Here is an 11662-nt window from a genome sequence, read left to right as displayed (position 1 = left end):
GGTCCAACACCCCGAAAAAAAACTAGAATCGCCCTTTGGTGTTCAACTTGGGCTAGCGTGCTGGGCTCTGGCTCTTTTTGCCCAAATGCAGTTCGCGGTGCGATTGGGAGAGGTTGGCTCAGTCCGGCGGGACTCGTCGGCGACAAGAAGACGGCAAAAAGTGCCTGACCCGCTGTCTTGCACGCCAAACACGTACAGATCGTGGTCGGACTCCGAGATCGCGCGCAGAAGGTTGTGACCAAAGAAACCGGGCGCGAGGCACCTTGATGGTGCTCCACGCCCGTTGTTTGAAAGCCCTATCGACCGATCGTCACTTGGATGCATCGGCACCCGGATAGGCGACCGTCCTGCCCTGCAAACCGGCCTTGGCCAGGATCGCGTATACGACGAAGCCCACGATGAAAGAGTAAACCGCGGTCGGATGCCAGCCGGGCACGAGTTCCCTGCCGAGGAGCTTGGTCACCATGTCGTTGCTGGAGATGCCGACGAGGAAGCCGAGTACCCACGCCGCATAGCCGGCGAGGCTGACGCCCTGGCGAGGGCCGGCCCACTTCTTACCCGAGAGGAAGTAATCGGCCACGATGGCCCCACAGATCGGACCGAAAGATGCGCCAATGAGGCCGAAGAACGCCTCCAGATTGCCGGCGATACCCGTGGCCGCCAGGATGATGCCGATGGTTGCCCCGCCCAAGGTCAGAGGCACGCGCCCCATGGTCGGAATCATGGTCGACAGACTGTTGCCGATGATGCTCGCACAGAAACAGGCCGGGGCCATCGAGCCGATCGCCAGCAGCAGGAACATGATCTTCGCCAGGCCGGGGCTGACCAACGGCAACGCCTTGCTGACCTGGGGACCGACGGTGGGATCAATCCCCTTCGCGCCGGCCACGATGATCAAAGCCAAACCGCCGGCCAGGAGGATGGACAGACTGATGCCGGTGAGCCCGGCCAGATTGACATCATTCTCGTCCCGGCTGTTGGTGCCGAAGTCCACACCGGCCGCCCCGGCGGTAGCGAAGAAACCGATGACCATCTGAATCACCAGGCAAGCCCCGGCCAACACGCCCGGCCCGGTCGGGTCCACGGCAAACTTGAAGTTCCCCACGTGCGGCAGGGCACACACGCCGGCGATGCACAGCATGGCCACGGCCACCCACGGCAGATAGCTCGATATCTTCGCAACGTACTTGATTCCGAAGGCACCAAAGAGGGCAAAGACGTAACCCCACGCGATGCAAAAGACGATAAACAGCGCGGAAATCTGGTCCGCGTCGCGGCCGATGGCCAGCAGCAATAGCTTTGCCGCGTAGAAGGTCCCCACGCTGTACCAGCCGATCTGGAGCAAGCCCATGAAGATGCCCGGGAAAAGCAAGCCGCCCACAGTGCCGAATGTGGAGCTACCCACCACGTAAAGCGGATACCCCGTTTTCATACCGAGCACGCCGAATACGTAGTGAAACACGTAGTGGCTGAGCACGGCGGCGATTACCAACCCGCCCAGAGCAACATCCAGACCACCAAGGTTAAAAGCCGAGGCGAGCTTGTCGTAAAAGGCAATCCACATGAAGATGCCAAAGTACGCCGGGGCGGTATTGGTCCACCACGGCCCGCGGTTGCTCATGGGGTTCGGCTTGGCCGATGCCAAATAAGCTGGAAGTGTTCCGTTCGCCATAGGTGTTCTCCTTCAACTCTAGGACGGCATGTCCGACCGTGAGGGCTACCGCTTGCCTCCGGCCGATTTGATCGGTCGTGGGACATGGTAACCGTTTTTCTGCTTGTTGCCAGGGTGCCGTTCGATGCGCCCGACAGGGTTCCGAGCATCAGCCGGGACCGGCAGGTTTCCGCCCCACCTCCTCCATGGATCTTCGCAGGACTCCAATCCTGCTCTGCCCTGTTTGTGCGTCTTGCGCTACTTCGCGGGGGGGCAGAACCTCCGAAGGATGGCGGAGGGTGACGCGAAACCGTCAGAACCTCGGGATCCGTTCAAGCTCGGCCCGCAACTGCTGAGGCGAGAGCTTCTCGATCGGGAGGCGGATAAGCTTCTCGATCCAGCCCCGGAGCCGGCTTGCGACCTGCATGGCGAACATCAAGCGCTGTTCGTCGGTGCCTTGGGCAAAGGCGGGGTCGGGCAAAGACCAGTGCGCCCGGACCGCCGGACCGGGGAAGACTGGACAGGACTGACCGGCGGCATGGTCGCAGAGCGTTAGAACAATGTCGATGGGGGTTACCGCAAACTCGTCCCAGCTCTTGGAATAGAGGCCGGCAGTAGACACGCCCATCCGCCGCATGGCCTCGAGCGCCAGGTCGTGGACATAGCCTGCGGGGTGGCTGCCAGCACTGAGCGCTTGGAACCTCTCCCCGCCCAGATGACGCAGCAAAGCCTCTGCCATCTGGGACCGACAGCTATTGCCGGTACAAAGAAACAGCACGGCGTATGGTCCCTGCATCGGAGAGACCCCTTTATGCGCGACGGACTGAGCCCAAAACGCCAACCGTGGTATTATCTCTCAAGTGAGGTGTCGCCGGAAATGGCAAGCGTGCGTCGATTGATGCGCGGGCCGGCCCTGTCCTCGCGAGAAGACAAGAACGGGGAAGGCTGCCCGCATGGTCCCCCCGGTACAACGAGAATGATGATTGCGGTTACCGCTTACAGGTGAGTGATGGTCGACCCAGAAACATTGGAAGGGGCCGGACGGCTTCTGGCCGGATGGAAGCGGACGATGATCCTGGCCCACGACCGGCCGGATGGCGACGCTCTCGGGGCGATGGCGGCCATGAAACGGGTGATCGAAGCCGCCGGCCGTGAGGCGACTGCGTTCGTTTACGACGAGTTGCCCGGCCGGTATGCGTTCCTCGATGGCATCCCCGCGCAAAGCCGTGGGCATGGCATCGGGATCAACACGAAGCAGGTCTTCCACCGCTGGCAAGACGCCAGTCCTGGCGCGATTGACGCGCGCTTCGACGGGATCCTGATCCTCGACACCAATAGCTGGTCGCAGATCAAACCGGCCGCCGACTACCTGCGAGCCAGCGCCCTGCCCAGGATCGTCGTCGATCACCACGCCGCCGCTGACGGCGTTTCCCAAGGTCACGGATCCGGTCTTGATCTCATTGATCCTTCCGCGCCTGCCACGTGCCAGATTCTGCACGCCTGGTGCGATGCAATGGACTGGCCGCTCGATTCCGCCTCGGCAGAAGCCTTGTTCACCGGCCTGTCAACCGACACCGGATGGTTCCGGCACTCGAATACCGACGCCCGCGCCATGCAGACCGCAGCCGACCTGATCGACCTGGGCGTGAGGCCTGACGTCCTCTATGGCAGGCTGTACGCATCGTTTCCCCTGTCGCGCGTCCGACTCATGACCGAGATGCTGGCCACGCTCACGTTCCACGCTGACAACGCGATTGCGATTGCGCATATCACCCCTGAAATGTTTGCCCGTTCCGGAGCGTCAAAGGCTGAGACGGAGGATCTGGTCAACGAGCCGATGGCCGCCGAGCCGGTCATCGTCTCGGCGCTCCTGGTCGATGCGGGAACAGGGGAAATACGAGCCAGTTTTCGCAGCAAGTCGCCCGAGGTGTGCGGCCGTGACATCGACGTGGCGGCAATCGCCGGACGTTTCGGCGGAGGCGGGCACCGCCGGGCGGCCGGAGCGCGACTGGCCGGTACCCTGGAAGAAGCCCGGCGGCGCGTGACGGAGAAGATCCTCGCGGCCATGCGCGGAGAATGACCGACAATGGGCTGGCGACGAAAGAAAACCCCGGGACTCAGCAGGGAGATGCTTCTGGCCGCCCGGCCGCTGCGAAACCCGAACATCACCGAGAAGGAAATCGCCGGGGGCGGCCTCGAATTGACCGTCTCGCTGCCCAGGAGCCGCCTGTTTCGCTGGCTGAGCGGAGGCTGCAACCACCCGATCGTCCGCCGGTACCAACTCGACGTGATCGGCGTCGAAACCTGGAGAATGATCGACGGCCGGACGACGATCATGACAATGATCGAACGCCTCGGCTCTGCTCACGGCATGGAGCCGCGACAGGCGGAGGCGGCGATGCTCGCATACTTGCGGACTCTGGCGCAAAGGGGCATTATGATGCTGGCGCTGCCGCATGAAGAACCCCGAGCAGCCGACAAGGATCGCCTTCACACGAGCTGAACCGATCTTGCGGGGCGGAAGGACAATCCGCGGAAAGGAGAATCAATCATGGTTTCCAGGACATGTCGCTGGATGCTGGCGATCACGTTGCTAACCGCAGCACCCGTCCGACCGGCCGAAGAGCCGACCACTGCATCGGCGCCGACCTCGCAGGGCATTCCGGCGATCAGCGGCTCGGCGCTCTCGGATCTGCTGCCGGCCAAAACGCTGCTGTACAAGGGGTGGCCTGGAATCGACGTCTTTTCGAAGGCGGCCGAGGAGACCGAGTTGGCCAAGCTGCTGAAGGAACCCGAACTCGAACGGCTGCGAGCCTCGTGGTGGAAGGACATCTGGCCGGCCATCAAAGATCAGATCGCCCGTGCGATCGGCGACGAGAAGGCCGAACAGATTCTCGATCCAATGACGACGCTGCTAGGCACGGTCTGGCGGCATCCGACGGCGGTGGCTCTGATCGGGGCCGGCACCGGCAAGAACGGACCGCAGTTCGACGCCGCCATCATCGTCCGTGCAGGCAAGGATTCGGCGAAACTCGTCGAAATCGCGGAGCAGCTTCTGGCTCTGGCCGGGATAACTCCCGATTCAGCGATGGAAGTTGAGGTCGGCAGGCTGAAGTTCAAGACCGTGACCGGTTTTCCGCTTCCCCTGCGGTGGGGCAGGGCGCAGGACTTGTTCGTCGTCTCCCTCGGCACCAAGGCCACGGAGCACCTCGGCCTCGGCACGCTCGAGGATTCGCTGACCCGCAGTCCGCGTTTCGCTGCGGCAATGAAGCACGTGGGCGCCGACCAGTCCTGGCCGTTTTTCTTCCTCGACATGAAGGCGGCCGTCCAGGCGCTCAAGGACTTTCAGCCGATGCTCGCAGCCACCAGTTTGCCGTTTTTTGCTGAGCCGGACGCTCTGGATCGCTTCCTCAAGCAGATGGGCGTCGAGGCGTGCGAATCGCTCTCCATTGCGATCGCGCCCGAGGCCGGCGGCTTCAAGACCAGCATGTTCGTTCACCTGCCCGGGGCCGCCGCCAGCAGTAATCCGCTCATCGGCCGAAAAGCCTTGATCAACGACGATATCCGGGTGGTCCCCAAGAACGTCCGCTGGGCCACCGTGACCAACTGGGACGCAGCCGCAACCTATCGCTCACTGTTGGATGCTCTGACGTCGCTTGTCCCGACCGGCGAAGAAGAGATCCTCGGGATGGTGGAACGGGCCGAGAGACGCCTCGGACTGAGCATCGAAAAGGAGATTCTCGGCGCGTTCGAGGACAACTGGGCGATCTTCGATTCGCCCGAGTTCGGCGGGATCTGGGTCAGCGGCATTACGGTGGTGGCCAAGGTCAAGCCCAAGCACCACCTGCGCAAGGCGATGCGCAACATCACGGCCGTCATCGCCGAGGAGATGAGCGGCGACGCCTCGGCAGAGGTGGCGACCGAAACATACCGTGGGCAGACCATTGAATACTTCAATATCAGCGGCGTGCCGCTTCCGATCGCCCCGGCCTGGGCGGAGTTCCAGGGCCGGTGGATCATGGCTCTCTATCCCCAGATGGTGCGGATGGAGCTGGACCACCTGATGAATCGCGGCGCCTCGCTGCTCGAGAACCCCGACTATCAGCGCGGGCGCAAGCTGCTGCCCAACGGAGCGTTTGCGGTCAACTACGTGGACACCAAGTCGGGCATGCTCCAGATGTACTCCCTCGCACTGCCGATCTGGCAGGCCGCCGCCGCCATGCTGCAAAAGGAGAACATCCCGCTCGATGTCAGCATGTTGCCGTCGGCCCATACCGTCACCCGTCACCTGTTCGGCAACGTGTCCGTCTCGATAGTCAGCGAGGACGGGGCGTTGACGGTCTCGCACGGGGCCCTGCCGGTTCCGGTGCCGGCCATCGGTGAAGGGGGTTTTGCGATTCCGCTGGGAGCGGCAATCCTGTTGCCGTCTCTGTCCAGGGCCCGCGTACTGGCCAAGCGCACGGCCAGCGCGGCCAATCTCAGTGGCCTGGGCAAGGCTCTGTATACCTATGCAGTCGAACACGACGATCAGTTCCCGCCCGATCTCCGGACACTGGTCGACAGCGGCGCCATCAGTGAGAAATCACTCCGATCGCCGCTCGACGAATCCGACGCAACCAGTTCGTACATCTACATCTCCGGCCAGACGACGGAGGTTGACCAACGCAACGTCATTGCCTATGAGAACCCCGAAAACCACGATAACGAAGGTACCGTCGTCCTTTTCGCCGACAGCCATGTCGAGTTCATGACGATGAGCGCTTTCCGCAAGGCCCTCGAGGACACATACCGTCGGCTTGGACGCGAGATGGAAGAACCCGGTGAACAGGTAGAGGCGAGGACACGGGACCAGAAAACGGCGGCCGCACGCCGGGCGGTCAGTCGCGAGGGAGCCCTGGCCGCAGCCCTGGAACTGTTCAAGATGCACGTCGGGCGATATCCCAACAAGCTGGATGAGTTGGTCGAACAACCCGAAAGCGAAGCCGACGCCGAGAAGTGGAGGGGGCCGTACGTCCAAGGCGCTGGCGCACTGAAGGATCCGTGGGGCCATCGCTTGATGTACCTCTCGCCGGGCGAACGCAACCGCAGCGGTTACGATCTCTGGAGCCTCGGCCCCGACGGCCAGGACGGCACGACCGACGATCTCGCCAACTGGAAGAAATGATCTCGGCAGCCCGGCAGGCTCCGCCCGGGCGGACCACGCCGCCGGGCCAAGATTCCCATCCCGCTCCCACAAACCCGCTGGGCCGAGATTCCTATCTCGGCCCCATAGAACACGGGATTCCCATCCCGCGATGAGCATCGCTGGGCCGAGATTCCTATCTCGGCCCCATAGAACACGGGATTCCCATCCCGCGATGAGAAATGACGAAAGGATTCGCCGCGCAAGAGGTGCGAGAAAGGATACTCGCCAGCGCAGATTGCAGACCGCTGGGCCGAGATTCCTATCTCGGCCCCACAAACGCGGGATTCCCATCCCGCCATGAGAAATGGCGAAAAGATTCGCTGCGGAAGAGGTGCGAGAAGGGATTCTCGCACCAGCGATTGAAGGGTTTCTCGCGCCAGCGGACCATCGGATTTCAAATCGCAGATTTGAGATTGCAGATCGAGGTCCGCGAGGACGGACCCGACGCGCTCGTCAGGCGGTCTGGAACGGCGGCGCATCCTTGCGACTCATGCGAATATCGATCGAGCCAACCAGCTTCTTCAATCGCTTGCCCAGCGGGGCCAGGACCGGGCGTTCGCTTTCCCAGTGGCCCAGGGCGATGGCCGTCTTGCCCGCGCGGAGGATCGACAGGGCGTCGTGGTGGCGGATCTCGCCGGTGACGATGACGTCGCAGGCGGACGCCCGCGGCATCTCCAGCGGCATGCGCCCGGCCGAGCCGCCGCAGACGGCCGCGCGGCGCAGCTTCGTATTTCGCTCGCCGACGGTCATCAGCACTCGCGACCTCGTCGCGCGCTTCAGTGATTTCGCCAAGCCGGCCAACGTAGTGCCCTTCGGCAGAGTGCCGACACGGCCGATCCCGCCCGTCGGCTCGGGCGTCAGCGGGTAGATGTCAAAGGCCGGCTCCTCGTAAGGATGTGCATGTCGCAATGCCGCGATCACTTCGGGCAGACAGCGCTCCGGCGCGATCATCTCAATTCGCGTCTCGGCCACGCGCTCAAGCCGGCCCTTGCGGCCGACCTGCGGGTTGGTGCTTTCGGTCCCGAAGAATGTGCCCTCGCCGCGCAGGCGGTAGCTGCACTGCTCGTAATCGCCAATGCGACCCGCGCCCGCTGCGAACATGGCCGCGGCCACTTCTTCGAGTTGGGCGAAAGGCACAAACGTCACCACCTTGTACTCGCGCCGCCCGACGGACACATACTCGAACGGCCCGACATCCGTCAGCCCACACAGACCCGCGAGCACATCGTTGACTCCGCCCTCGGCGGCATCGAGAGCCGTGTGCGGCGAGTAGATCGCAATCCCGCGTCTAATTGCCTCGTGTACGATCGCTTCCGTCCCATCGCTGTCCGCCACAATTCGTTTGACCGGCTTGAACAGCGGCGGGTGATAACTCATGATCATCTCGCACCGCGACGCGACCGCCTCGCGCAGCACCGCCGGCGTCAGGTCGATGCACAGCAGCACGCGTCTGCACACCGCTCTCCGATCACCAACCAGCAGCCCGACGTTGTCCCACGACTGAGCCAGCGCGGGTGGTGCGATCCGATCCATCGCCGCAGCCACGGCTCCCACGGTCACGCGCTTGCCGCCTTTTGCCGTCATCTGCGATCCTCTCTTCACGCCGGTGCCGCCGTTCGCAGCCTTGCCAGCAGATCCTCGGGGCCCTGGGCCGACAGCAGTGAGTCTCTCACCTCCGGGTCGCCTACCAAGCGAGCGATCTCGGCCATCGTGGCCAGGTGCCCTTCAGGATCACCCTGCGGACTGAGCAACAGAAAGACCAAGCGCACCTTCTCGCCGTCCGGCGCCTTGAAATCGACGCCCCCGGGAACCTGGGCCACCGCGCAGATGCGACTGGTCAGCGCCCGGCAATAGGCGTGCGGAACGGCAATGCCGTGCCCCAGAGCCGTCGGCCAGACCTGCTCGCGGTCGATCAGTTCCTTCAACATGGCGTCGCGAGGTACCTTCGGCTCGACCTCGACAATTCGCGAAACCAAATCCTCGAACAGCGCCTTCTGCTCCGAGATCTCCAATCGAACCGCCAGCTCGGGCCGCAGCCCCCTGCGCAGATAATCCGCCTCGCGCCGCAGCACAAGCAGCGGATAGGACTCCGTGGCGACCGCGGGTGAAGAATCCGCCGGCGTCAGGTTTACCTGGTTCTTGTAGAACGCCGCGATGGGCGTTCCTTGCGAAAGACGGCCGGGGTCCGAGGACGTGTCCAACACCGCCGCGGCCTCGTTGCGGGCCAGCTCCGCGCTCAGGATGGACGGCTTGGGCAATCGCGACCACACCGCCTGTCCCGCCCGCTCGACCGGGCGACGATCCGCGCTGGGCGACCAGAAGAAGACGCGAGACCGCCCGAACGCTTCTGACCACCGCTGGCAGAGCAGCATGTTGAGGTCTTCGTTGTCGGTGAGGGCCACCAAATTGCCGATCCCCTGAAACTCGTCCCGCTCGATGAGATCCAGATCGCGAGCGTCCGCGACGATCGCCTGCAGGCCCTCTTGCCGGGCCTCGGAGACCATCTTGGCGTTGGTGTCTACCAGGATCGCGCGCGCACGTGCTGTTTCGCTGACAAAACGAGCCACCTCCTGACCCAGCCGATGCGCCCCGACGATCATCCAGCCGGTCGGGGCGGGAGCCCTCACCTTGAGCACGTCAGCCACCAGCCCGGCGGTGAGTCCTTGCAGAACGACCGTGCCTACAATCACCGAGTAAACAAATGTCTCGACGAACGCTGCTGATCCCGGGAATGCGTCGGCAAGCTGCAGGGAGACGAGCGACGCCATTGACGCCGCGACAATGCCCCTTGGGGCGATCCATGACAAGAAAAGCTGCTCTTTCCACGGCACGTTGTAGCCGACGGTCGAAACCACCACATTCAGCGGACGAATAATGAACATGACGATCGCCACCAGCAGCGCGCCGCCGGCCCCGAAGGCGAGGAACTGCTCGCTCCTGAGCCGCGCGGCCAGAAGGATGAACAGGATCCCGATGGCCAGGTCCGCGATCTCGGCCTTGAACCGGCGGATCTGCTTCAATTCGGGCGGGTTCTTGAGCCCGATCACAAACCCGGCCGACGTCACGGAGAGCAGGCCCGATTTGGACAGGACCACCTCGCCCAGGCCGAAGATCAGAACGGCCATCGCCAGCACCGAGATGTTGGCCAACTCCTCAGGGACAAACCCGCCATGAAGCAGCCGGTGTACCAGCAGGCCGCCGCCAATCCCCACGAGCAGCCCCCAGAACACGCGCATGCCGAAATGTGCGATGGCGGTACCACCCTCCATTCCACTGATCCACTCAAAGCACAGAATCGCCACGAAGACGCCGATCGGATCGATCAGCACGCTCTCCCAATGGAGGATATGGTTGAGCCGGGCGTTGACCTTGGTTCGCTTGAGCAGCGGCCCGATCACCGTCGGACCGGTGACGATCACCAGGCTGCCCGCCAGGAGGGCCATCGACATGGGCAGGTCCGGGAAGATAACGCCGATGGCCACCGCCGTTCCCAGCCAAGTGACAACGACGCCAACCGTCAGCAGACGCCGAATGGGCCCGGAGGCCAGCCGGTAACCTTGAACGTCCAGCGTCAGGCCGCCGTCGAACAGGATCAGCCCCACGGCCAGCTCGACAATGACGACCAGCCCGCCTCCGAGCGAGTCCGGCCGTACGATGCCCAGTATCTGCGGGCCGCACGCGTATCCGCCCAACAGCAGCAGAACAATCGCGGGCAACTGAAATCGGCGCGAAACGACGATCAGCATGATGCCGGCCGCGAAGGCGGCAACCATGGTCCGAAGCATCAGGTCGCCATTGGTAACAGCCATGTCTGTGTCCCGCCGCCGTCAATCGATTTCCGAGCGAAAGATAACTGCAATCGGCGGTCCAGCCAAGACCATTTCCTCAGGGGGATTGCTCCTGGGTCCGTGACACTTTAGGCGGGTGCCACTGGCAGCTTGTCTGCCAGTGTCTTTTGCTTCTCAGGCATGCACTGGCGGGCAAGCCGCTCGACGCGGCTCGCGATAAACCGCCAGTGGCACCCACAGAGCCTGCCTGCCTAATCTGTCACGGACCCATTCTTCCTGACCAGAAGATGCACCTGCGGTCCAAGGCCTCCCCGCTTGACCCCTGCCGGTTGGCCAGCTAAACCACCTGTATGAAGGCATCCAAACCCGAGAACACCACCGATGCTCGCGTGGCCGCCGTCGTCTTCGACCTCGACGGCACGCTCACCGTGCCGTATTTCGACTTCGACGCGATCCGGCGGGAAATCGGCCTGCCGACCCAACCTCGCACGCCCATCCTCGAGGCGATGGAGACCATGACCCCCGAGCAGCGCAAACGCTGCGAGGCTATCCTCATCAAGCATGAGGAGAAGGCCGCCCACGAAAGCCAGCTCTGGGACGACACGCGGGCGGTGCTCGATGCGATCCGCCGTGCGGGCATTCCGCTCGGCGTGCTGACCCGCAACAGCCGCCGATCGGTGGATATCGTGCTGGCCAAGCACGGCATCAGCTTCGACTGCATCCATACTCGCGAGGACGGGCCGATCAAGCCCTCGCCGGAGCCTGTTCTATCCATCTGCCGAAAGCTGGCGGTCGACCCGGCCGCAACCTGGGTGGTCGGCGACTATCTGTTCGACCTGATGTCGGGCAACGCCGCGGGCGCGACCACCGTGCTGATGGACGGCAACGGCCAATCGCCCGATTTCGCCGACCAGGCCGACCACGTCATCCACCGGCTGAGCGAATTGCTGCCGCTGCTGTCGTTGGATTCGTAATCGCCGAGCCGGATTCTCTTGACGAGCCGAGGGGTTTATCCCCTCGGTATTCGGGCAGCGTGCA

8 protein-coding genes are annotated in these 11662 nt (G+C 63.4%); 4 read left to right on the top strand and 4 right to left on the bottom strand.

All coding sequences use genetic code 11. The features are described from left to right. Positions 1-310: 310 nt before the first annotated feature. Together PLL20_02805 and PLL20_02800 are read right to left on the bottom strand one after the other, a co-directional pair. Positions 311-1672, bottom strand: a complete 1362-nt coding sequence (locus PLL20_02805; GenBank protein HPD28898.1) for a cytosine permease — start codon at positions 1670-1672, stop codon at positions 311-313. Positions 1673-1964: 292 nt separating this feature from the next. Next, the gene (locus PLL20_02800; GenBank protein HPD28897.1) at positions 1965-2447 is read right to left on the bottom strand and encodes an arsenate reductase ArsC; all 483 of its coding nucleotides are present in this window, start codon (positions 2445-2447) and stop codon (positions 1965-1967) included. Between the two features lie 213 nt (positions 2448-2660). Here PLL20_02800 and PLL20_02795 point away from each other — a divergent pair, with 213 nt between their 5' ends. The 3 genes from PLL20_02795 to PLL20_02785 are packed head-to-tail and all read left to right on the top strand — an operon-like array spanning position 2661 to position 6815. Next, a complete protein-coding gene (locus PLL20_02795; GenBank protein HPD28896.1) occupies positions 2661-3731 on the top strand; it encodes a DHHA1 domain-containing protein in 1071 nt (356 codons plus the stop codon). 6 nt (positions 3732-3737) lie between these two features. Further along, positions 3738-4154 (top strand): PqqD family protein, encoded by a 417-nt coding sequence (locus tag PLL20_02790; protein HPD28895.1) that lies wholly within the window; start codon positions 3738-3740, stop codon positions 4152-4154. A 48-nt stretch (positions 4155-4202) separates the two neighbouring features. Next, positions 4203-6815, top strand: a complete 2613-nt coding sequence (locus PLL20_02785) for a type II secretion system protein GspG (protein HPD28894.1) — start codon at positions 4203-4205, stop codon at positions 6813-6815. 474 nt (positions 6816-7289) lie between these two features. Here the strand turns inward: PLL20_02785 and PLL20_02780 are convergent, their stop codons facing one another. Both PLL20_02780 and PLL20_02775 read right to left on the bottom strand, forming a co-directional pair. Beyond that, entirely contained in the window at positions 7290-8420 is a 1131-nt protein-coding gene (locus PLL20_02780; protein ID HPD28893.1) for a Nif3-like dinuclear metal center hexameric protein, read from the bottom strand. A gap of 14 nt (positions 8421-8434) precedes the next feature. After that, positions 8435-10645 carry a cation:proton antiporter gene (locus tag PLL20_02775; GenBank protein HPD28892.1) on the bottom strand — a complete coding sequence of 737 codons (2211 nt, stop codon included), beginning with the start codon at positions 10643-10645 and terminating at the stop codon, positions 8435-8437. Positions 10646-11013: 368 nt separating this feature from the next. Between PLL20_02775 and PLL20_02770 the strand changes: the two genes are divergently transcribed. Then, the gene (locus PLL20_02770; protein HPD28891.1) at positions 11014-11598 is read left to right on the top strand and encodes an HAD family hydrolase; all 585 of its coding nucleotides are present in this window, start codon (positions 11014-11016) and stop codon (positions 11596-11598) included. The last annotated feature ends 64 nt before the right edge of the window (positions 11599-11662 follow it).

The sequence above is a fragment of the Phycisphaerae bacterium genome, from assembly GCA_035384605.1.
Taxonomy (GTDB): domain Bacteria; phylum Planctomycetota; class Phycisphaerae; order UBA1845; family PWPN01; genus JAUCQB01.
Note: the sequence above shows the minus strand (reverse complement) of the source record. Positions and strands in the feature narration are given on the sequence as shown.

Excerpts from the sequence above, each read along its gene's own strand:
- PLL20_02790 (HPD28895.1), top strand. The coding sequence starts at position 3,738 with ATGGGCTGGCGACGAAAGAAAACCCCGGGACTCAGCAGGGAGATGCTT.
- PLL20_02780 (HPD28893.1), bottom strand. The coding sequence starts at position 8,420 with ATGACGGCAAAAGGCGGCAAGCGCGTGACCGTGGGAGCCGTGGCTGCG.
- PLL20_02785 (HPD28894.1), top strand. The coding sequence starts at position 4,203 with ATGGTTTCCAGGACATGTCGCTGGATGCTGGCGATCACGTTGCTAACC.
- PLL20_02775 (HPD28892.1), bottom strand. The coding sequence starts at position 10,645 with ATGGCTGTTACCAATGGCGACCTGATGCTTCGGACCATGGTTGCCGCC.
- PLL20_02800 (HPD28897.1), bottom strand. The coding sequence starts at position 2,447 with ATGCAGGGACCATACGCCGTGCTGTTTCTTTGTACCGGCAATAGCTGT.
- PLL20_02805 (HPD28898.1), bottom strand. The coding sequence starts at position 1,672 with ATGGCGAACGGAACACTTCCAGCTTATTTGGCATCGGCCAAGCCGAAC.
- PLL20_02795 (HPD28896.1), top strand. The coding sequence starts at position 2,661 with ATGGTCGACCCAGAAACATTGGAAGGGGCCGGACGGCTTCTGGCCGGA.